The sequence below is a fragment of the Paenirhodobacter sp. YD-8 genome (genome assembly GCF_056590935.1).
In genome coordinates this window covers 1,968,263-1,987,951 of sequence record NZ_CM152649.1, presented here as the reverse complement: position 1 = coordinate 1,987,951, position 19,689 = coordinate 1,968,263, and the positions used below count along the sequence as shown (strand labels likewise).

Below are 19,689 nucleotides of genomic sequence, written 5' to 3'. Positions count from 1 at the left end.
TCGCTCCCGTCCTTGCGCGCCACCGGCGCGGAACACGGCACCGCCCGGCGTGGCCGCCGCACTCTCCGCAAGGTAGTGCGCGCCGCGCGATCCCGGCCCTGCCGGCGCGGGCGGTCCGGCCTAGACCTTGCGGCGCAATCCGCCCTCCAGCGGCAGCGCCGCCGAGAGCGTATTCGAAATCGTTCCGTATTTCAGGATATTGCGGTGAAGCAGGTCGAGCCTCTGGTCGCTTTCCGGGCTGTCGACCACGATCTCGTAGCGGATCGCGACCAGCCGCGGCGGGGCGTCCTGCCGCACCCCTTCCAGCGCGATCTCGACGCCGTCGATGTGGAACTGCAGCAGCGGCGTGACCCGCTCGACCCCCTTCAGCATGCAGGCGGCGAGGGCGGAGAGCAGCAGCTCGACCGGGTTCATCGCATCGCGCCGCCCGGCCAGGTCGGTATCGAGCACCACCTCGGCCTCCTTCGCCCGGGCAAGGCTGCCATGCGCATCGATGCGGCGGGCGGAAACGTGGTATTCCATCATCGGCTGATCCAGTCCTGCGAGCGGTCGGGGCTTCCCCGCCCCGGCCTGCGACCAGTCGAAGCGGATCGGGCCGGTGCGGTCAAGCGCGAAGGGCAGGGCGCCGCTGCGGCGTTTAGCACTCTTTTAGCAAGCACCGCGGCGCCTTTCGTATTCTCTTAACATACGGATCGACGCTGACCGGCCTAGGGTCCTGCCCTCAGGACATCCCTGGCCACCCCTCACTATCCACCTTGCCAGGCCGGCACCCGCTGCACCGCAGACGGGGCCGGCCCGGCCTCCAAGGAGATACAGATGACCCTTCGGTTCCTCGTCGTTGCAACGCTTTCGCTCGCGACCGCCCCGGCGGCGCTTCATGCGGAAGACACCGATCTCGTCGCGCGCGGCGCCTATCTCGCGCGCATCATGGATTGCGCCGGCTGCCACATGCCGCGCGCCCCCGACGGCATGCCGCTCGTCGAGAAGGGGCTGGCGGGCGGCACCGTCGGCTTCGAACTTCCCGGGCTCGGCACCTTCTGGCCGCCGAACCTGACGCCCGACAAGACCGGGCTCGGAGACTGGAGCGAGGCCGAGATCGCCACCGCGATCACCACCGGCGTGCTGCCCGACGGGCGGGTGCTGGCCCCGGTCATGCCCTGGGCAAGCTATGCGGCGCTGAACGCCGATGACCTTGCCGCGCTGGTCACCTGGCTGCGCGCACAGCCGCCGGTCGCGAACCCGGTGCCCGAGCCGGTGGCCCCGGGCGCGCCGGCGCCCGCGCCCTTCTACCGGGTGACGATGCCCGCGCCCTGAGCGCGACGGCCGGGCTGCCGCGGGGCGGCCCGGCCGGTGCCATGCTCATGCCGGCCCCTCGCCGGGTGTCTCCTCGACCAGCTCGGGGCGCCCGTCGAGCACCAGCCGGATCTGCCCGCGCCCCGCCGAGACCAGCCGGATCGGGGCGGATTTCTCCTCGAGCCGCCGGCGCAGCAGGATCAGCCGGGTTTCCAGATTGTCGCGATAGCCCGGCAGCCGCAGCGACGCCGCCAGCCGGATCTCGCGGTTGCTGAAGACATCGCGGCCCTCGGCCAGATGGCTGCCGATCAGGAAAGCGAGGATCCGGCCGGCGACGCCCTTGATGATATAGGCATCGTCGATGAAGATGCTGTCGTCATAGCCGTAATGGCGCACGCGGAGGATGCGGCCGCCATCGCCCGTCACCGTCGCGGGCAGGGGCGGTTCGGCCGCCGCGGCCGGGCTCTGCTCCGAGGCCCGCATCGCCGCGGCGAGCAGGCGGGCGAGGATCATCGCCGCCGCCTCCTGTGCGCGGCCGAAGGCCAGACGCCGGCGCGCCTCGACGAAGAGCACCCCCGCCAGCGCGCCGCCGCTGCACAGCGGCACCGCCATGTGGCTCAGCGCCCCGCCAAGGCCGGGCAGGCGGATGCGGCGGCTGCGCGCCTCCTGTTCGCTGCTCGCCTCGATCGCCGCATTCAGCCGCCGCACCCGGCCCAGATCGCCGACCCGGATCACCTGCCGCGTCGCCGCCGCGATGCCGATGGCACCGATGCCGAAGGGCACCTCGGCCCCCGCGCCGCCGGTCTCGTAGCCGCGGCTCAGCACCGTCATCAGCACATCGCGCGGATGGTCGCGCATCAGGATCATCGCGGCATCGGCGCCAAGCAGCGCCATCGCGGCATCGAGCGCGGCCTCGCAGGCGCCGCCCAGATCGGGCGCACTGTCGATCGCCGCCACCGCATCGGCCAGCGCCGGCAGATCGGGCCGGGCATCGGGATCGGCGGGCAGCACCGGCGCCTGCGTCGGCGTTGCCTGCAGCGACAGCACCCGGAAGACGTCGACCGCCCGCAGCTGCATCGTCGCCTCCATCCCGACCTGCGCCGAACTTGCGGCAAGCTGCGCCGCGACCCGATCGAACAGCGCCCCCTCGGTTTCCGAGCGCACGAAGATCGCCTCGACCCGTACCTGCGCGCCGGTGCGGCCATCGACCAGCAGGATCGTCGCGCAGGGGTTGCGGCGCAGGTTCGCGGCGGTCTTGCCGAAGAACTGGTTCGACAGCGCGATGTGGTCGTCGTCGACCCGGTTCACATGCGACAGGTAGGAGATGTTCGGCAGGCCGTCGGCGCCACACGTCGCCACGACCGAGGGGATCACCCCCTCGAAGCAATCGTCGAGATCGGCCAAACGGATCATGTCGCGCCCCCGATCCGCTGCCCGGCAAGCGGGCCCGGCGTCTGCGAGAAGACCTCGTCCACCGACAGCGAGACCACGACCAGATCGCGTGTCGACTGCCAATGCGCGACAAGATCATGGGCCATGCCCAGCTCCATCAGCGCGGCCAGCGTGTCACGGCAATAGGCGCGGGCGGTCTCGGCCTCGGGCGCGCCTGCCGCACGCAGCGTGGCGCGGCCCTTGATCTGATAGGTCTCGTAATCGGCGGGGCGGGAGAAGGTCGCCGCGGCTCGCCCGGCGCGTTCGACATTCGCGATCGTCGCCGGCCATTGCCAGCGCGACACCAGAACGTCGATCCGCCCGGCCTCGGGCACGACGAGACTGCCCACGCCGCGGCCGATCTCGGGCCGGGCAGCGGGGTCGACGGTGCCCACGAGGATCATCACGGGGCGCAGCAGGAATCGGACAAGCGAGGCGTCCACGGCGATGTCCCTTCCGTTCCAATATCCGTCTTTAGCAGAAATTTAGCCGAAGCCGCGCGCCCTTAGCAGGCATTTAGCAAGCCCCTCCAAGCGCTTTACGCGAAGTAAGACACATGTCAATCATCAGAGGCTTTCATGACACATCCTTCCGCATCCCGCCCCTCGGTCGCGATCATCGGCGCCGGTCCCGCCGGGCTTGTCACCGCCCGCTGGCTCAAGGCGCGCGGCTTTGCGCCGGTCCTGTTCGAGGCGTCGCGCGATCTCGGCGGGCAATGGAACCCGAACGGGCTCCACAGCGCCACCTGGCCCGGCATGGTCACCAACACCAGCCGGGTGATGACGGCGTTCTCCGACCTCGATCATCCGCCGGGCACGCCGACCTATCCGGGCCGTGAGGACATGCACCGCTATCTCGACCGCTACAGCGACCGCTTCGGCCTGCGCCGCGCGATCCGCTTCGGCACCCGGGTCGAGCAGCTCTCGCGGGCAGAGGCGGGCGGGTGGGAGATCCGCTCGAGCCGCGGCGGCGAGACCCGGACCGAGCGCTTCGACCGCGTCGTCGTCGCCTCGGGCCGCTATCTGCGCGGCACGATCCCGCAGGTGCCGGGGCTCGAGACCTTCTCGGGCAAGTTCGGCACCGGCCATTCGAGCCAGTTCAGCGGCGTGGCGCGCTATCGCGACGCCTCGGTGCTGGTCGCCGGCTGCTCGATCAGCGCGCTCGAGATCGCGACGACGCTGGCGCAGGCCGGGGCGCAGGTGACGATCAGCTATCGCCGCCAGCGCTATGTGCTGCCGAAGCTGATCGCCGGGGTGCCGGCCGAGCATGTGCTGTTCACCCGCGCTGCCGCCCTTGAGGGCGCGCGCGGGCCGGCCGCCGCGGCGGCGGGGCTGAAGGCGCAGATCCTGCAAGCCGCGGGCACGCCCGAGCAATATGGCGCCCTCGAGGCCGATCCCAACGTCTTCGCGGCGGGCATCACCCAGTGCCAGGGCTTCCTTCCCGCCGTCGCCGAGGGGCGGATCGCGGTGCGCCCCTGGATCGCGTCCGTGTCGGGCCGCAGCGTGCGCTTTGCCGATGGCCGCGAGGGCGACTTCGACAGCCTGCTCTTCGGCACCGGCTTCGCGCTCTCGCTGCCCTGGCTCTCGCCCGAGATCGCCCGGACGGTCGAGCTGTCGGCGCAGGGGCTGACGCTTTTCGCCGACAGCTTCCACCCCGATCTCGACGGGCTCGCCTTCGTCGGGCTTTACGATCTCGTCGGCCCCTATTTCCCGGTGCTGGAGCTGCAGGCGCGCTATATCGCCGGCTGCTGGGACACGCCCGACCTCATGCCATCCTTCGCCGAGATGGCGGAAGAGATGGCCGCGCAGCAGGGGCAAGGCGCGGCCCCGCCCGCGCGGCCGATGAACATGATGGCGCTCGAGTTCGCGCAGCGCGCCGGGGTCGAGCCGCAGATCCCGCGCCGGCCCTATCTCGAACAGGCGCTGCTCTTCGGGCCGCTCTCGCCGGTGTCGTTCCGCATCGACGGGCCCGACCCGCTGCCCTGCGCCGAGGAGATGACCCTTGCCGCGGCGCAGGCCTTCGGCGCGATCCGGGGCAGCGGCTACACGCCCGAACAGGCCCGCCGCCGCGCCGCGCTCTGGGCCCCTGCGGAGGTCTTCCGCGGCGGACCGGCGGGCGAGGGGGCACCGCTGCACTGAGCCGGCGCGACATCGAAAAAGGGGTGGCCGCTGGCCACCCCTTGCAGTCTTCGCGAAACGGATCCGTCTCAGAACGGGATTTCGTCGTCGAAATCCGACCGGCCGCCGCCGGCCGGCGCCGCGCCGCCCGAGCCGCCGCCATAGGACGGGCCCTCGTCATAGCCGCCGCCGAAGCCGCCGCCGCCGCCCTGCGCGCCGCCGCGATAGCCACCGCCGCCGCCGCCCTGGCCGCCGCCGTCACGACCGTCGAGCAGCGTCAGCTCGCCGCGGAACGGGCGCAGCACGACCTCGGTCGAATAGCGGTCCTGACCCGACTGGTCCTGCCACTTGCGGGTCTCGAGCTGGCCCTCGACATAGACCTTCGAGCCCTTGCGCAGATACTGCTCGGCGATCTTCGCCAGGTTCTCGTTCAGGATCGCGACCGAATGCCATTCGGTGCGTTCCTTGCGCTCGCCCGTCGCCTTGTCGCGCCAGGTCTCCGAGGTGGCGATGCGCAGGTTGCACACCTTGCCGCCGTTCGAGAAGGTGCGCACCTCGGGGTCGCGCCCCAGGTTGCCCACCAGGATGACCTTGTTCACAGAGCCGGCCATGCAGTTCCTCCGCTGTGGCCGCGCGCGAGTGCCGCGCGGCGATTCCGATTTGTCCGACCGGGTATAGAACAGCCCTTCCGCCCCGCCTAGGGGCAGGGCTCGGAAAGCCGTCTCAAACCCGGGGTGGAGGCCCCGAACCCGGGGTGGAGGCGGGCGAAAAGCCCCTCCCTCCATCCGGGTGCCGATGGTGCTGCAGCGCGGCATCGGCGAGAGCGGCGGCACCGAGCCCGGGCATGTCGCCCCGGCCCCAGGGAGATCGTGATGACTCATTTCCGCAAGTTCACCGCCGCCGCTGTCCTCGCTTCGCTCGTCGCGGGCGCCGCGCTGCCGGCTGCCGCCGCCGGTATCGACGCCGCGACGCAAGAACAGCTGCGCACCAAGCTGACCCAGGAAGGCTATGAAGTGCGCAAGATCGGCACCGAGGACGGCCTGATCGAGGTTTACGCGATGAAGGACGGCAAGAAGTTCGAGCTCTACTTCAACGACAAGCTCGAGCAGGTGAAGAACGGCGCGTCGGAGAACTGAGCCCGGCCCGGGCCGGGGGCGTCTGTCCCCGGCCCGCCCCGAGGAGGACAAGATGACCGCCACGCCCCTTTCCACCCCCGCCGAGCCCCGCCGCGACACCCGGATCTGGGATCCCTTCGTGCGGCTGTTCCACTGGACGCTCGTCGGCTGCTTTGCCGCGAACGCGCTCTTCACCAACCCCGAGCACACCCTGCACCACATGATCGGCTTCACCGTCGTCGGGCTGGTGCTGGCGCGCGTGCTGTGGGGGCTGATCGGCACCCGCCATGCGCGCTTTTCCGACTTCCCGCCCTCGGTCTCGGGCGCGGTGGAGCAGCTCTCCGAGATCGTCCGTGGCCGTCGCCATGTCCATGCCGGCCATTCGCCGCTTGGCGCGCTGATGATCTACAACCTCATCGGGACGCTGCTGGTGATCGGCTTCTCCGGCTGGCTGATGACGACCGACACCTATTGGGGCGTGCAATGGCCCGAGGACCTGCACAAGGCCGCCGTCACCTGGGCCGAGGTCTCGGTGCTCGCCCATGTCGCCGCGGTCTTCCTTGAAAGCCTGCGGCTGCGGATCAACCTTCCGCGCGGGATGATTACGGGCTACAAGTCGCTGCCAGTGAACGACACGGACAACGGCAGATGACCACTGAACGGGGGGCTTCCCCCAAGCCGCGCCGACGGCGCGAGGCCGCGCTGATCGCGCTGATGGCGGTGCAGCTTCTCTGCTCCGCCTTCTTCATTGCAGATGTCATCACCGACACGATGGAGGCGGGCAGCATCTCGGCGCATCTCGATCTCGAGATGCTGGCGAACCTCGGCCTGATCGCGGGCATCGTGGTCGAGGGGCTGGTGCTGCGCGCGATGCTGGCGCGCGAGGCGCGCTCGGCGCAGGCGCTGTCGGTGGCGCGCGGCGCGCTCGCCACGCTGATGCAGCAGCGCTTCGAGGCCTGGGGCCTGACCCCTTCCGAGGCCGATGTCGCGGGCTTCACCATCAAGGGCTGCACCATCGCCGAGGTGGCGGGGCTGCGCGGCTCCTCCGAGGCGACGGTGAAGACCCATCTGAACGCGGTCTATCGCAAGGCCGGGGTCAGCGGCCGCGGCCAGCTCGTCTCGCTGTTCATCGAGGATCTGCTTGCCGGACCGCTCGAGGACGGGCTTGCCGGGAGCGAGACGATCGGGGGCAGGGCGCTCGCCGGCTGAGCATCGGCAAGGCTTTGCCGATGGCGCCCGCGGCGCGACACGCGCGCCGCTTTCCCTTTGCCGCGCTTTGCGTATAATCGCGGCCGAAAAACAATTTTGGTAGGGACGGATGCGGAAGATTGCCGGGGTGGTTACCCTCGGGCTGGCCGTGGCGCTGGCTCCTCTTGACGGAACGCAGGCCCGGGCGGAGGGGCTGCAACTTTCCGGTTCCTCGACGAAATCGCGCGCCTTGCTGTTTCGCAACCAGACGCGTCTGCTCGACACCCGGCTGGCCGGGCAATATGCCAATTCCTCGCGCCTGCGGCCGAGTGGCGACAGCCCGTCGATCGGCGATCTGGCCGCGATGCCGCGCTATTCGGGCCGCTACCGTGGCCAGTATCTGCAGGCGGCAAAGACCGCCGCGGCGCATCACGGCGTGCCCGAGGACCTGTTCCTGCGCCTCGTGCAGCAGGAAAGCGGCTGGAACCCCTCGGCCGTCTCGCCGAAGGGCGCGACCGGGCTTGCGCAGCTGATGCCGGGCACGGCGGCGAAGCTTGGCGTCGATGCGACCGACCCGCACGAGAACCTCGAGGGCGGGGCGCGCTATCTGCGGATGATGTACGAGCGCTTCGGCAACTGGCGGCTGGCGCTCGCGGCCTATAACGCCGGTCCCGAGGCGGTCGACAAGCACGGCGGCGTGCCGCCCTATGCCGAGACGATGAATTACGTCCGGGTCATCTACGGCGGCTGAGACCGCCCGAAGTCTCCGCGACCTCCCCACCATATCCCCAAGAAAAAAGGCGCGCTCTCCGGCGCGCCTTCGTGTTTTCCGCGGCCCGTTCCCGCTCAGGGGATGATGCGGGTGTATTTGGTGCCGGCGAGCGAGGCGCCCGCGATCAGCCCGGCTTGGCCGAAGACCAGCGCGATCACCGGCGCAAGCGAGGTGGTGGTGTCGGTGCCGACCGCGCCGCCGCGGTCGGGCAGGGCGTAGCGGGCATCCGCGCCCACTTCCCAGCCGTCGTTGCGGCGGAAATCGGCGAGCGAGTCCTCGGTCATGAAGAACAGCGCATGGGCATATTGCTGCGCGCCGATCTGGAAGCCGATCGAGGCCGAGGCCGCCGCATAGTAATCGACCGTCACGTTGTTGATCCGCAACGCACCGCGGCCGTAGGAGCCGCCGATGCCGAAGCCCGCCTCGGTCATCAGCGGCATGTAGAGCACGCCGCGCGCCTTGCCCATCAGCTCCTGCGTGCCGGGGTATTTCTGCAGCAGGTAGTCGCGCGTCGCGTCGACGCGCGCGTCGATCTTGGCGCCACCGCCCGAGCCCACGCCATTGCCGCAGGCCGCAAGCCCGAGTCCGGCACCGCCGATCGCCAGAAGGGTCCGTCTGGTAAACTGTGTCATCCGCTCGCTCCGCTCATGGTCCCGGGCATTATGGCCGCCCGTTCGCCACAATGTATAGGGCAGAAACCCCTTCCCGCAACCTCCGGTTGGGCCGGCCCGCCGGCCCGCCGGCGCTTTCGGCAATCAGGCGCCGATCAGCCGCGCCGCCGCCGGGGCGAAATAGGTGAGCACCCCGTCGCAGCCCGCCCGACGGAAGGCCATCAGGCTTTCGAGCATGACCTTGTCATGGTCGAGCCAGCCGTTGCGCACCGCCGCCATCGCCATCGCGTATTCGCCCGACACCTGATAGGCATAGGTCGGCACGCCGAACGTGTCCTTCACCCGCCGGCAGACGTCGAGATAGGGCATGCCCGGCTTGACCATGACCATGTCGGCGCCTTCCTCGAGATCGCGCGCCACCAGCCGAAGCGCCTCGTCGCTGTTCGCCGGGTTCATCTGATAGGTCTTCTTGTCGCCCTTCAATGCGCCGGTGGCCCCGACCGCGTCGCGGAACGGGCCATAGAAGGCCGAGGCATACTTGGCCGAATAGCTCATGATCGTGACGTTCTGGTGTCCCTCGGCCTCGAGCATCGTGCGCAGCTCGCCGATGCGGCCGTCCATCATGTCCGAGGGGCCGAGGATGTCGGCGCCGGCCTCGGCCTGGGCGCGGCCCATCTTCACCAGACATTCGACGGTCTCGTCGTTCAGGATCACGCCGTCCTTGACCAGCCCGTCATGGCCGTTCGCGTTGTAGGGGTCGAGCGCGATGTCGGTCATGATCGCGACCTCGGGTACCGCGGCCTTCATTGCCCGGATCACCCGGTTGGTGATGTTCTCGGGATCCCAGGCCTCCTCGCAGCCCTCGGTGCGGGTGGCGGGGTCGGTATAGGGAAAGAGGCAGATCGCCGGAATGCCGAGGCGCGCCGCCTCTTCGGCCGCGCGCACCGCGCCCTCGATCGTGCGCCGCAGGACGCCGGGCATCGAGGGCACCTCGACATCCGCGCCGGGCACGTCGGTGACGAAGATCGGCCAGATCAGATCCTTGACCGACAGCCGGTTCTCCTGCGCGAGATCGCGCAGCGCGGGCGTGCTGCGCAGGCGGCGCAGGCGGGTCACGGGGAAGGGCGGGATGATCGGGTGCATGGGAAGCCTCCTGTGTCGCCCCTTCGGTGCCACGGATCGGCCCGGGCCACAACCCTGCTCACGCGCCCGTGTCCTTGATAGCCCCGACGGCAGAGGTTTTCCCCAGCGAAAACATCGTCTACTGTGCCGCCGGCGCAGGCCGGACGGGCCCGACGCGCGAAGGGGCGAGCGATGCTGCAGAACATCTTCCAGCTGATCGACATGCGGTCGTTTTCCAGCCTGTGGTACTGGATCGCGCTGGCCGTCACCTGGTCGACCACCTCGCACTGGGTGCTGGGCGTGCCCTTCGACATGGTCACCCGCGCGCGCCGCCGCGGTGGCGCCGAGGGCGAGGATCTGGTCACGCTGACCCGGATCAACGTCGCGCGTCTCATGGTGATCGGGCGCGAGGCGGGACTGGCGCTGTCGCTTGTCACCTCCTGCCTGCTCAGCCTGCTGGTGGTCCTGGGCTTCGTCTATCACTTCGAATTCGCCCAGGCCGCGGCGCTGATCCTGGTTCCGCTCTCGCTTGTCGGGCTGATGAGCCTGCGCGCGGCCGCGAAGCTCGAGCCCGGGCTGCAAACCGGCGGGTTTGACGCCGAGGCGGTGACGCAGGTGCTGACCCGGCACCGCTTCCGCGTGCAGCTTGTCGGTCTCGCGGCGATCTCGGTCACCGCGCTGTGGGGCATGTTCCAGAACCTCAGCCACTATTACATCGGCTGAGCCCGCCCCGGGCTTGACACGGCGGACGGGGCGGATACCTCCGGAAGCATGGAACATTTTCTGCTGTCCGGTGCCCCCGAGGGCTTTGATGCGAAGCTGGTCGCGAAGGAACTTTCCCGCGGCCGTCCGGTGATCCATGTCGCGCGCGACGATCGCCGGCTCGAGGCGATGCGCGCCGCGCTGGCCTTCTTCGCGCCCGAGGCGGTGGTGCTGTCCTTCCCGGCCTGGGACTGCCTGCCCTACGACCGGGTCTCGCCCAATCCCGAGATCTCGGCGGCACGGATGGCGACGCTTGCCGCGCTCGCCGCGGGCGTGCCCGGGCCCTTCGTGCTGTTGACGACGCTGAACGCCGCGATGCAGCGCATTCCCGCCCGCGATCTCGTCGCCGCCTCGAGCTTCACCGCCCGCGTCGGCGGCCCGGTGCGCGAGGAAAAGCTGCGCGCCTTCCTGGTGCGGATGGGCTTCTCGCCCGTTTCCACCGTGTCAGAGCCCGGCGATTACGCGGTGCGCGGCGGCATCATCGACATCTATCCGCCGGGCGAGGCGGGGCCGGTGCGGCTTGACCTTTTCGGCGACGTGCTCGACGGCGCGCGCCGCTTCGATCCGGTCAGCCAGCGCACCACCGAGAAGCTGAAGGCGGTGGAGCTTGCCCCGGTGAGCGAGGTGATCCTCGACGAGCCCTCGATCACCCGCTTCCGGCAGAACTACCGCGTCGAGTTCGGCGCGGGCGGCGCGGACGATCCGCTCTACGAGGCGGTCTCGGCCGGGCGCAAGCACGCGGGGATGGAGCATTGGCTGGGCTTCTTCCACGACCGGCTCGAGACCCTCTTCGACTATCTGCCCGAGGCGAGCGTGATGCTCGACGACCAGATCGAGCCGGCGCGGATCTCGCGGTGGGAGGGGATCGCCGATCAATACGACACGCGGCGCGAGGCGATGACCCGGCGTGACCGGGTCGACACCGTCTACAAGCCGGCGGCGCCGGGGCTGCTCTATCTCGACGAGCCGGCCTGGAAAGCGGTTCTGGCGGCGCATCGGGTGCTGCGGCTGCAGGTGCTGCCGGCGCCGCCCGGCCCCGGCATCCTGAACGCCGGCGCCCGCATCGGACGCAATTTCTCGCCCGAGCGCCAGCTTGAAAACGTCAGCCTTTTCGAGGCGTTGAAGAGCCATATCGAAAGCCGGCTGCAACAGGGACCGGTGGTTCTCGCCAGCTGGTCCGAAGGCGCGCGCGAGCGTCTGAAGGGGCTTCTCGAGGACGAGGGGCTGGGCGGCGCGAACCTCATCCGCGACGCGCGCGAGATCTCGGGGCTGGGCCTTGCGGTCTGGACGCTCGACGCGGGCTTCGAGGCCGAGGGGCTGACCGTGATCTCCGAGCAGGACGTGCTCGGCGATCGTCTCGTCAGCCGGCCGAAGAAGAAGCGCAAGGCCGAGAACTTCCTGACCGAGGCGCAAAGCCTGACGCCGGGCGACCTTGTCGTGCATGTCGATCACGGCGTCGGCCGCTACAAGGGGCTCGAGACCGTCACCGCGCTTGGCGCGCCGCTTGATTGCGTGCTTCTGGAATATGCGGGCGGCGACCGGCTTTACGTGCCCGTCACCAACATCGAACTGCTCAGCCGATACGGCCATGAGGACGGGCTTCTCGACAAGCTCGGCGGCGGCGCCTGGCAGGCGAAGAAGGCCCGGCTGAAGGAGCGCATCCGGCAGATCGCCGACCGGCTGATGCGGATCGCGGCGGAACGGCTCTTGCGCCACGCGCCGATCCTCGAGGCGCCGCATCACGAATGGGAGGCCTTTGCCGCGCGCTTCCCCTACAGCGAGACCGAGGACCAGCTGAGCGCCATCGACGATGTGGTCGAGGACCTGAAATCGGGCCGGCCGATGGACCGTCTGGTGGTCGGCGATGTCGGCTTCGGCAAGACCGAGGTGGCGATGCGCGCGGCCTTCATCGCCGCCGCCTCGGGCGTGCAGGTGGCGGTGATCGCGCCGACGACGCTGCTTGCCCGCCAGCATTACAAGACCTTCGCCGAACGCTTCCGCGGCACCGCACTCGAGGTCCGTCCGCTCAGCCGTTTCGTCTCGGCGAAAGAGGCGGCGAAGACCCGCGAGGGACTGGCCGACGGCACCGTCGACATCGTCATCGGCACCCATGCGGTGCTGGCCAAAGCGGTGAGGTTCCGCAACCTCGGCCTGCTGGTGATCGACGAGGAACAGCATTTCGGCGTGAACCACAAGGAACGCCTGAAGGAGATGCGCTCGGAAATCCACGTTCTGACGCTGACCGCGACGCCGATCCCGCGCACGCTGCAGCTCAGCCTGACGGGGGTGCGCGATCTGAGCGTGATCGGCACGCCGCCGGTCGACCGCCTGGCGATCCGCACCTATGTCAGCGAATTCGACGCGGTCACCGTGCGCGAGGCGCTTCTGCGCGAACGCTTCCGCGGCGGGCAGAGCTTCTACGTCGTGCCGCGCATCACCGACCTGCCCGAGATCGAGGCCTTCCTGCGCGAGCATGTCCCCGAGGTCAGCTTCATCACCGCACATGGCCAGATGGCCGCGGGCGAGCTCGATACGCGGATGAACGCCTTCTACGACGGCAAGTATGACGTGCTGCTGGCGACGACCATCGTCGAGAGCGGCCTCGACATCCCGACCGCGAACACGATGATCATCCACCGCGCCGACATGTTCGGTCTGGCCCAGCTCTACCAGATCCGCGGCCGGGTCGGGCGCTCGAAGATGCGCGCCTATTGCTACCTGACGACGAAGCCGCGGCTGCCGCTGACGCCGCAGGCCACGAAACGGCTGCGGCTGCTCGGCTCGCTCGACAATCTCGGCGCGGGGTTCAACCTCGCCTCGCAGGATCTCGACCTGCGCGGCGCCGGCAACCTTCTGGGCGAGGAGCAGTCGGGCCATATCAAGGAAGTCGGCTACGAGCTCTATCAGGCGATGCTCGAGGAGACGATCGCGCGGCTGAAATCGGGCGAGCTGACCGAGGCGGAGGGCGACGGCGAATGGTCGCCACAGCTGAACCTCGGCGTGCCGGTGATGATCCCCGAAAGCTTCATCCCCGATCTCGACGTGCGGCTCGGCCTGTACCGCCGGCTGTCCGGGCTGACCACGAAGGTCGAGCTCGAGGGCTTTGCCGCCGAGCTGATCGACCGCTTCGGCGAACTGCCGCGCGAGGTCAACACGCTGCTCTTGGTGGTGCGGATCAAGGCGATGGCGAAACGCGCCTTCATCGCCAAGATGGACGCGGGGCCGAAGGGCGCGACGGTGCAGTTCCACCTCGACAAGTTCCCGAACCCCGCGGGCCTCGTCGAATTCCTGCAAGCGCAGAAGGGCACGGCGAAGATCAGCGGCAACAAGGTGGTGCTGCAACGCGACTGGACCTCGGATGCCGAGCGGATCAAGGGCGCCTTCGCCATCGCCAAGGAACTGGCCGAGAAGGTGATCGAGGCGAAGAAGGCCGCAAAGGCCTGACCCCCGCAAGGCCGGGGCGCGTCCGCGGTCTTGCCCCAGGCGCCCCCCCGGGATCTGCCGGCGCTCGGGACGCCCCGGCTTCCAATTGCCTCAAATATCCCGGGGGGTGAGGCCGCAGGCCGAGGGGGGCAGCGCCCCCCTTTCTTTCCCCGCAGAAAAGAAAACGGCCCCCGAGGGGGCCGCATCCGGTCACGCTCTCGCGCGGTTCATTCCCACTCGATCGTGCCCGGGGGCTTCGAGGTAATGTCATAGGTGACGCGGTTGATGCCCTTCACCTCGTTGATGATCCGGGTCGCGGTCTCGCCGAGGAAGTCGTGGCTGAACGGGTAGTAATCCGCCGTCATGCCGTCGACCGAGGTCACCGCGCGCAGCGCGCAGGCATAGTCATAGGTGCGCCCGTCGCCCATCACGCCGACGGTGCGGACCGGCAGGATCGCCACGAAGGCCTGCCAGATCTCGTCATAGAGCCCGTGCTTGCGGATCTGGTCGATATAGACCGCATCCGCCTCGCGCAGGATGGCGAGTTTCTCGCGGGTGATCTCGCCGGGGCAGCGGATCGCCAGACCCGGGCCCGGGAAGGGGTGACGGCCGATGAACTTCTCGGGCAGGCCGAGCTCGCGGCCAAGGGCGCGGACCTCGTCCTTGAAGAGTTCACGCAGCGGCTCGACCAGTTTCAGCCCCATCTTCTCGGGCAGACCGCCGACGTTGTGGTGCGACTTGATCGTCACCGAGGGACCGCCCGAGAACGAGACGCTTTCGATCACGTCGGGATAGAGCGTGCCCTGGGCCAGGAACTCGGCGCCGTCGATCTGGTTCGCATAGTTCTGGAACACGTCGATGAAGAGCTTGCCGATGGTCTTGCGCTTCACTTCCGGGTCCGACACGCCCTCGAGCGCGCCGAGGAAGAGATCACTCTCGTCCGCCGCGATCAGCCGCATGTTGTAATGGTCGCGGAACATCGTGACGACTTCCTCGGCCTCGCCCTTGCGCAGCAGGCCGTGGTCGACGAAGACGCAGGTCAGGTTGTCGCCGATCGCCTCGTGGATCAGCACCGCCGCGACCGAGCTGTCGACGCCGCCCGAGAGGCCGCAGATCACCTTCTTGTCGCCGACCTGTTCACGGATCTTCTCGATCGCCTGTTCGCGATAGCCCGCCATCGTCCAGTCGCCGGTGAAGCCCGCAAGACGGACGAAGTTCTCGTAGAGCTTCGCGCCCTTCGGGGTGTGGTGCACCTCGGGGTGGAACTGCACGGCGTAGAAGTGGCGTTCGGGATCGGCGGTGATCGCGAAGGGGGCGCCGGGCGAGGTGCCATAGACCTCGAAGCCCGGGGCGATGCGGCTGACGTGGTCGCCGTGGCTCATCCAGACCTGCTCGCGCCCGTCCTGGAACCAACCCTCGAGCAGCGGCAGCGCGCGCTCGGTCGGGGTGACATAGGCGCGGCCGAACTCGGCGGTGCCATGGCCGGATTCGACGAGGCCGCCGAGCTCCTGCATCATCACCTGCTGGCCGTAGCAGATCCCGAGGATCGGCACGCCGAGGGTGAAGGCCGATTTCGGCGGACGCGGAGAGCCCTCGCGGGTGACGCTGTCCGGGCCACCCGAGAAGATGATTGCCTGAGGCGCGAAATCGGTCAGGAAGGCATCGGTGACCTTCTGATAGGGATGGATTTCGCAATAGACGTTGAGCTCGCGCAGGCGGCGCGCAATCAGCTGCGTGACCTGGGAGCCGAAGTCGATGATGAGGAGGCGCTGATGCTGGGTCATGTGCGGGGAATAGGGGGGGATTTCGCCAAAAGCAAGAGCGCGGGGGCGCCGCCCCCGCACCCCCGAGGTATTTGTGGCAAGATGAAGGGAGGGGGCGGGGCGGGGACCTGGGCGCGGGCAGTGAAAAGGGGCCCGAAGGCCCCTTTCGTCATTTCTCGGGAAGCAGGCCGCGCGGGCTGAAGCGCAGCACGAGGAGCAGGATCAGCCCCATCATCACCAGCCGCATATGCGGCGCCGAATCGACGAGGTGCTGTTTCAGCGGCCCGTCCGCGAGTGTCGCGGTGACGACGTGCATGATCTGCGGGCCCCAGACCTCGGCCTTGATCCAGACGAACCAGATCAGCATCCCGCCGAGCACCGAGCCCCAGTTGTTGCCGGACCCGCCGACGATCACCATCACCCAGATCAGGAAGGTGTAGCGCAGCGGGTTGTAGGACGACGGCGTCATCTGCCCGTCGAGCGAGATCATCATCGCGCCGGCGAGCCCGATCACCGCGCAGCCGAGAATGAAGATCTGCAGGTGGCGGCCGGTGACGTTCTTGCCCATGGCCTCGGCCGCGACCTCGTTGTCGCGGATGGCGCGCATCATCCGGCCCCAGGGCGAATTGAGCGCCAGCTGCAGCGCCCAGATCAGCACCAGCAGCACCGCGGCGAAAAGCGCGCCATAAAGCAGCTTGACGGTGATCGTCGAGGTGGTGACCGGATCGAGACCGAAGGCCGCGACGCGCTCGAGGAAGCCCGGATCGGCCTGCAGGTCGACCTCGTAGGGCACGGGCCAGGGGCGCGGGATGCCGGTCACGTTCAGCACGCCGCGGTCGAGCCATTCCTCGTTCTTCAGCACCGCGACGATGATCTCGCCGATGCCGAGGGTGGCGACGGCAAGGTAATCCGAGCGCAGGCCGAGCGCGGTCTTGCCGACCACCCAGGCGGCGCCGGCGGCGAGCAGCGCGCCCACCGGCCAGGACAGCAGCGTCGGCAGGCCGAGCCCGCCCAGATAGCCCGCGGAGGCCGGGTTGATCGCCTGGATCGCGGCGACGGCCGGGTCGAAGACGGCGCGGTAGAGGAAGAAGCCCGCGATCAGCACGGCGAGGATCGCCAGCCCCTTCATCCGCGTCAGATGCCGGTTCAGCCAGACCGCGGCCATGATCGTGACAAGCGCGATCGCGAAGGCGATCAGGATGCCCCAGCCGCCGGCCGAGAAGGCGCCGGGCGTCGGCTTCATCGACACCAGCACCGGGCCCAGCCCGCCAAGCGCGATGAAGCCGACGACGCCGGTGTTGAAGAGCCCGGCATAGCCCCATTGCATGTTCACGCCGAGCGCGAGGATCGCCGAGATCAGCCCCATGTTGACGATCACCAGCGCACCGTTCCAGCCGGTGGTGGCGGCCTCGATCGCGATCAGCGCGGCCATCGCGGCGAAAAGCAGCGGCGCGCGCAGCTTGCCGCCCCGGGCGGCGCCAGGTTGACGGGTGCTCATACCGATTTCCCCTTGAAAAGGCCGGTGGGCTTGAACAGCAGCACGATGATCAGGATCGTGAAGCTGACGGCGAACTTGTATTCGGTCGACAACAGCTGCAGCAGGCTGTCGGACTCGTAGCCGGGGATCAGATAGATCGCGACCTTCTTCCAGGCATAGGTCACCGCCACCTCGGAATAGGCGATGATGAAGCCGCCGGCGATGGCGCCGAGCGGATTGCCGAGCCCCCCGACGATGGCCGCCGCAAAGACCGGCAGCAGCAGCTGGAAGTAGTTGAAGGCCTTGAAGCTTTTATCAAGGCCGTAGAGCGTGCCGGCGATGGTGGCGAGCGCCGCGGCGATGATCCAGGTCATCGCGACGACGCGGCTCGGGTTGATGCCCGACAGAAGCGCCAGATCCTCGTTGTCGGAGAAGGCGCGCATCGACTTGCCGGTGCGGGTCTTCGCGAGGAACCAGAACAGCGCCGCCACGACCAGGGCCGCGGTCACCACGGTGATCGCCTGGGTCGAGCGGATCGCGAGCGGTTCGGCAAGGCCCGTGGCCTTCTTGAACTCCTGCGCCGAGATCAGGAAGCGCGCGCCATCGGCGAACTTGATCTCGTCGACCCCGATCAGAACGCGGGTGAGGCCGTTCATCACGAACATCACGCCGACCGAAACCATGGTCAGCACCACCGGCGCGGCACGCACCTTGCGGTAATAGGAATAGACGATCTTGTCGGTGCCGAGCACCAGAAGCGCCGTCGCGGCGATGCCGAAGGGCAGGGCGAGCAGCGCCGTCGGCAGCGGGCCGAAGCCGATGCCCGCCGCTTGCAGCGCCCAGGTGATGAGGATGGTGATCGCGGTGCCGAAGGCCATGGTGTCGCCATGGGCGAAGTTCGAGAACCGCAAGATGCCGTAGATCAGCGTCACGCCAAGCGCGCCAAGCGCCAGCTGCGCGCCATAGGCGGTGGCGGGCACGACGACATAGTTCAGGATCGCGACCAGCGCGTTGAGGATATCCATCTCAGCCCCCCAGGAACGTGCGGCGGACCTCGGGGTCGGCCATCAGGGCGGCGCCCGTGTCGGTGTAGCGGTTCGCGCCCTGGACAAGCACATAGCCCATGTCCGCGATCTCGAGCGCCTGGCGGGCGTTCTGCTCGACCATCAGGATCGAGATGCCGGTGCGCGCGACCTCGATGATGCGGTCGAAGAGCTCGTCCATGACGATCGGCGAGACGCCGGCCGTGGGCTCGTCGAGCATCAGCAGTTTCGGCTTCGTCATCAGCGCGCGGCCGACGGCGACCTGCTGGCGCTGACCGCCCGAAAGCTCGCCCGCGTTCTGGAAGCGTTTCTCGCGCAGGATCGGGAAGAGGTCATAGACCTGTTCCATCGTGTCGCGGAAATCGTCGGTGCGGATGAAGGCGCCCATCTCGAGGTTTTCCTCGACCGACATCGTCGGGAAGACGTTGTTCACCTGCGGCACGAAGCCCATGCCCTTGCGCACGCGCTCCTGCGGCGACAGGGTGGTGATGTCCTCGCCATCGAGCGTCACCTTGCCCGCGCGCAACCGCAGCATGCCGAAGACCGCCTTCATCGCGGTCGACTTGCCGGCGCCGTTCGGGCCGACGATCACCGCGATCTGGCCCTTCTCGACCTTCAGCGTGCAATCGTGCAGGATGTCGGCGGCACCATAGCCGCCGGTCATGCTGGAAGCGTCGAGAAAGCTCATGCGACACCTCCGGGACATCCCATGACGCCTTGTTTGATCAGGAAAAATCCAATCATTGCGCGGCCCCCGTCTTGACCTTGTTCTTGAGCCCGCGCCCGAGATAGGCCTCGATCACCGCCTCGTTCTGCATGATGGTGTCGGGTGCGCCCTCGGCCAGAACCTTGCCCTCGGCCATCACGATCACCGGATCGCAGAGCCGGCCGATGAAATCCATGTCGTGCTCGATCACGCAGAAGGTATAGCCGCGTTCCTTGTTCAGCCGCACGATGGCGTCGCCGATGGTGTTCAGCAGCGTGCGGTTCACGCCTGCGCCGACCTCATCCAGGAAGACGATCTTCGCCTCGACCATCATCGTGCGACCGAGTTCCAGAAGTTTCTTCTGGCCGCCCGAGAGGTTCCCTGCGCGCTCGTCCTTCAGGTGAGAAATGGTCAGGAAATCAAGAACCTCGTCGGCCTTCTTCAGAAGCGCCGCCTCTTCCTCGGCGATCCGGCCACGCTGGAACCAGGCGTTCCACAGCGTCTCGCCGGTCTGACCGCCCGGAACCATCATCAGGTTCTCGCGCACCGTCATCGTCGGGAATTCATGCGCGATCTGGAAGGTGCGCAACAGCCCCTTGTGGAACAGCTCGTGCGGCGGCAGGCCGGTGATGTCCTCGCCATCCATCGTCACGGTGCCCGAGGTGGGCTTGTGCACCCCGGCGATGACGTTGAACAGCGTGGATTTTCCCGCCCCGTTCGGGCCGATCAGCCCGGTAATGGAGCCCGTCGCGATCTCTAGCGAAGCGCCATCGACGGCATGGAAGCCGCCGAAATGCTTGTGCAGGTTCTCGACCCGTATCATGCAGTCCCCTGTGACCTTCACTCTTTGCGTGAAGAATGCCGTT

The 19,689-nt window shown here is 68.4% G+C and carries 19 protein-coding genes; 8 read left to right on the top strand and 11 right to left on the bottom strand.

What is annotated here, in order from left to right:
• Positions 1 to 120: 120 nt before the first annotated feature.
• Complete coding sequence (locus tag AC0QTQ_RS09640) at positions 121 to 525, bottom strand: OsmC family protein (RefSeq protein ID WP_480256393.1); 405 nt, start codon at positions 523 to 525, stop codon at positions 121 to 123.
• 291 nt (positions 526 to 816) lie between these two features.
• Between AC0QTQ_RS09640 and AC0QTQ_RS09635 the strand changes: the two genes are divergently transcribed.
• Positions 817 to 1,314 (top strand): c-type cytochrome, encoded by a 498-nt coding sequence (locus AC0QTQ_RS09635; RefSeq protein ID WP_480256392.1) that lies wholly within the window; start codon positions 817 to 819, stop codon positions 1,312 to 1,314.
• A 45-nt stretch (positions 1,315 to 1,359) separates the two neighbouring features.
• On the opposite strand, the gene AC0QTQ_RS09630 is transcribed toward AC0QTQ_RS09635, so the two are convergent.
• Together AC0QTQ_RS09630 and AC0QTQ_RS09625 are read right to left on the bottom strand one after the other, a co-directional pair.
• Positions 1,360 to 2,706: a pyridoxamine 5'-phosphate oxidase family protein gene (locus AC0QTQ_RS09630; RefSeq protein ID WP_480256391.1), complete on the bottom strand. Its 1,347-nt coding sequence runs from the start codon at positions 2,704 to 2,706 to the stop codon at positions 1,360 to 1,362.
• Complete coding sequence (locus AC0QTQ_RS09625) at positions 2,703 to 3,167, bottom strand: hypothetical protein (protein WP_128148239.1); 465 nt, start codon at positions 3,165 to 3,167, stop codon at positions 2,703 to 2,705. The genes AC0QTQ_RS09630 and AC0QTQ_RS09625 overlap by 4 nt, the downstream gene beginning before the upstream one ends.
• A 135-nt stretch (positions 3,168 to 3,302) precedes the next feature.
• On the opposite strand from AC0QTQ_RS09625, the gene AC0QTQ_RS09620 reads away from it, so the two are divergent.
• On the top strand, positions 3,303 to 4,862 hold the full coding sequence (locus AC0QTQ_RS09620; protein ID WP_480256390.1) for a flavin-containing monooxygenase: 1,560 nt from the start codon (positions 3,303 to 3,305) through the stop codon (positions 4,860 to 4,862).
• A 68-nt stretch (positions 4,863 to 4,930) separates the two neighbouring features.
• Here the strand turns inward: AC0QTQ_RS09620 and ssb are convergent, their stop codons facing one another.
• Positions 4,931 to 5,452 (bottom strand): single-stranded DNA-binding protein, encoded by a 522-nt coding sequence (gene ssb, locus AC0QTQ_RS09615; protein ID WP_480256389.1) that lies wholly within the window; start codon positions 5,450 to 5,452, stop codon positions 4,931 to 4,933.
• 261 nt (positions 5,453 to 5,713) lie between these two features.
• Between ssb and AC0QTQ_RS09610 the strand changes: the two genes are divergently transcribed.
• The 4 genes from AC0QTQ_RS09610 to AC0QTQ_RS09595 all read left to right on the top strand — a co-directional run bounded on the left by AC0QTQ_RS09610 (position 5,714) and on the right by AC0QTQ_RS09595 (position 7,895).
• A complete protein-coding gene (locus AC0QTQ_RS09610) occupies positions 5,714 to 5,977 on the top strand; it encodes a PepSY domain-containing protein (RefSeq protein ID WP_121532327.1) in 264 nt (87 codons plus the stop codon).
• A gap of 52 nt (positions 5,978 to 6,029) precedes the next feature.
• Positions 6,030 to 6,608: a cytochrome b/b6 domain-containing protein gene (locus tag AC0QTQ_RS09605; RefSeq protein ID WP_480256388.1), complete on the top strand. Its 579-nt coding sequence runs from the start codon at positions 6,030 to 6,032 to the stop codon at positions 6,606 to 6,608.
• The gene (locus AC0QTQ_RS09600; protein WP_121532323.1) at positions 6,605 to 7,165 is read left to right on the top strand and encodes a helix-turn-helix transcriptional regulator; all 561 of its coding nucleotides are present in this window, start codon (positions 6,605 to 6,607) and stop codon (positions 7,163 to 7,165) included. Before AC0QTQ_RS09605 ends, AC0QTQ_RS09600 begins: the two co-directional genes overlap by 4 nt.
• A 109-nt stretch (positions 7,166 to 7,274) precedes the next feature.
• Positions 7,275 to 7,895: a lytic transglycosylase domain-containing protein gene (locus AC0QTQ_RS09595; RefSeq protein WP_480256387.1), complete on the top strand. Its 621-nt coding sequence runs from the start codon at positions 7,275 to 7,277 to the stop codon at positions 7,893 to 7,895.
• 95 nt (positions 7,896 to 7,990) lie between these two features.
• Here the strand turns inward: AC0QTQ_RS09595 and AC0QTQ_RS09590 are convergent, their stop codons facing one another.
• Both AC0QTQ_RS09590 and hemB read right to left on the bottom strand, forming a co-directional pair.
• Positions 7,991 to 8,548: a lipid-binding SYLF domain-containing protein gene (locus AC0QTQ_RS09590; protein WP_480256386.1), complete on the bottom strand. Its 558-nt coding sequence runs from the start codon at positions 8,546 to 8,548 to the stop codon at positions 7,991 to 7,993.
• A 123-nt stretch (positions 8,549 to 8,671) separates the two neighbouring features.
• Positions 8,672 to 9,670 (bottom strand): porphobilinogen synthase, encoded by a 999-nt coding sequence (gene hemB, locus AC0QTQ_RS09585; protein ID WP_480256385.1) that lies wholly within the window; start codon positions 9,668 to 9,670, stop codon positions 8,672 to 8,674.
• A 171-nt stretch (positions 9,671 to 9,841) separates the two neighbouring features.
• On the opposite strand from hemB, the gene AC0QTQ_RS09580 reads away from it, so the two are divergent.
• Together AC0QTQ_RS09580 and mfd are read left to right on the top strand one after the other, a co-directional pair.
• Complete coding sequence (locus AC0QTQ_RS09580) at positions 9,842 to 10,372, top strand: component of SufBCD complex (protein WP_480256384.1); 531 nt, start codon at positions 9,842 to 9,844, stop codon at positions 10,370 to 10,372.
• A 48-nt stretch (positions 10,373 to 10,420) separates the two neighbouring features.
• Positions 10,421 to 13,855, top strand: coding sequence for a transcription-repair coupling factor (mfd, locus tag AC0QTQ_RS09575; RefSeq protein WP_480256383.1), 3,435 nt, complete (start codon positions 10,421 to 10,423; stop codon positions 13,853 to 13,855).
• 206 nt (positions 13,856 to 14,061) lie between these two features.
• Here the strand turns inward: mfd and guaA are convergent, their stop codons facing one another.
• From guaA to AC0QTQ_RS09550, 5 genes are all read right to left on the bottom strand, one after another.
• Positions 14,062 to 15,618, bottom strand: coding sequence for a glutamine-hydrolyzing GMP synthase (gene guaA, locus AC0QTQ_RS09570; protein ID WP_128147355.1), 1,557 nt, complete (start codon positions 15,616 to 15,618; stop codon positions 14,062 to 14,064).
• A gap of 148 nt (positions 15,619 to 15,766) precedes the next feature.
• Positions 15,767 to 17,095: a branched-chain amino acid ABC transporter permease gene (locus tag AC0QTQ_RS09565; protein ID WP_121532309.1), complete on the bottom strand. Its 1,329-nt coding sequence runs from the start codon at positions 17,093 to 17,095 to the stop codon at positions 15,767 to 15,769.
• Positions 17,092 to 18,099 carry a branched-chain amino acid ABC transporter permease gene (locus tag AC0QTQ_RS09560; RefSeq protein WP_480256382.1) on the bottom strand — a complete coding sequence of 336 codons (1,008 nt, stop codon included), beginning with the start codon at positions 18,097 to 18,099 and terminating at the stop codon, positions 17,092 to 17,094. Before AC0QTQ_RS09560 ends, AC0QTQ_RS09565 begins: the two co-directional genes overlap by 4 nt.
• Position 18,100: 1 nt before the next feature.
• Positions 18,101 to 18,805, bottom strand: coding sequence for an ABC transporter ATP-binding protein (locus AC0QTQ_RS09555; protein WP_480256381.1), 705 nt, complete (start codon positions 18,803 to 18,805; stop codon positions 18,101 to 18,103).
• A gap of 52 nt (positions 18,806 to 18,857) precedes the next feature.
• Positions 18,858 to 19,646: an ABC transporter ATP-binding protein gene (locus AC0QTQ_RS09550; protein WP_128147359.1), complete on the bottom strand. Its 789-nt coding sequence runs from the start codon at positions 19,644 to 19,646 to the stop codon at positions 18,858 to 18,860.
• Positions 19,647 to 19,689: the final 43 nt, after the last annotated feature.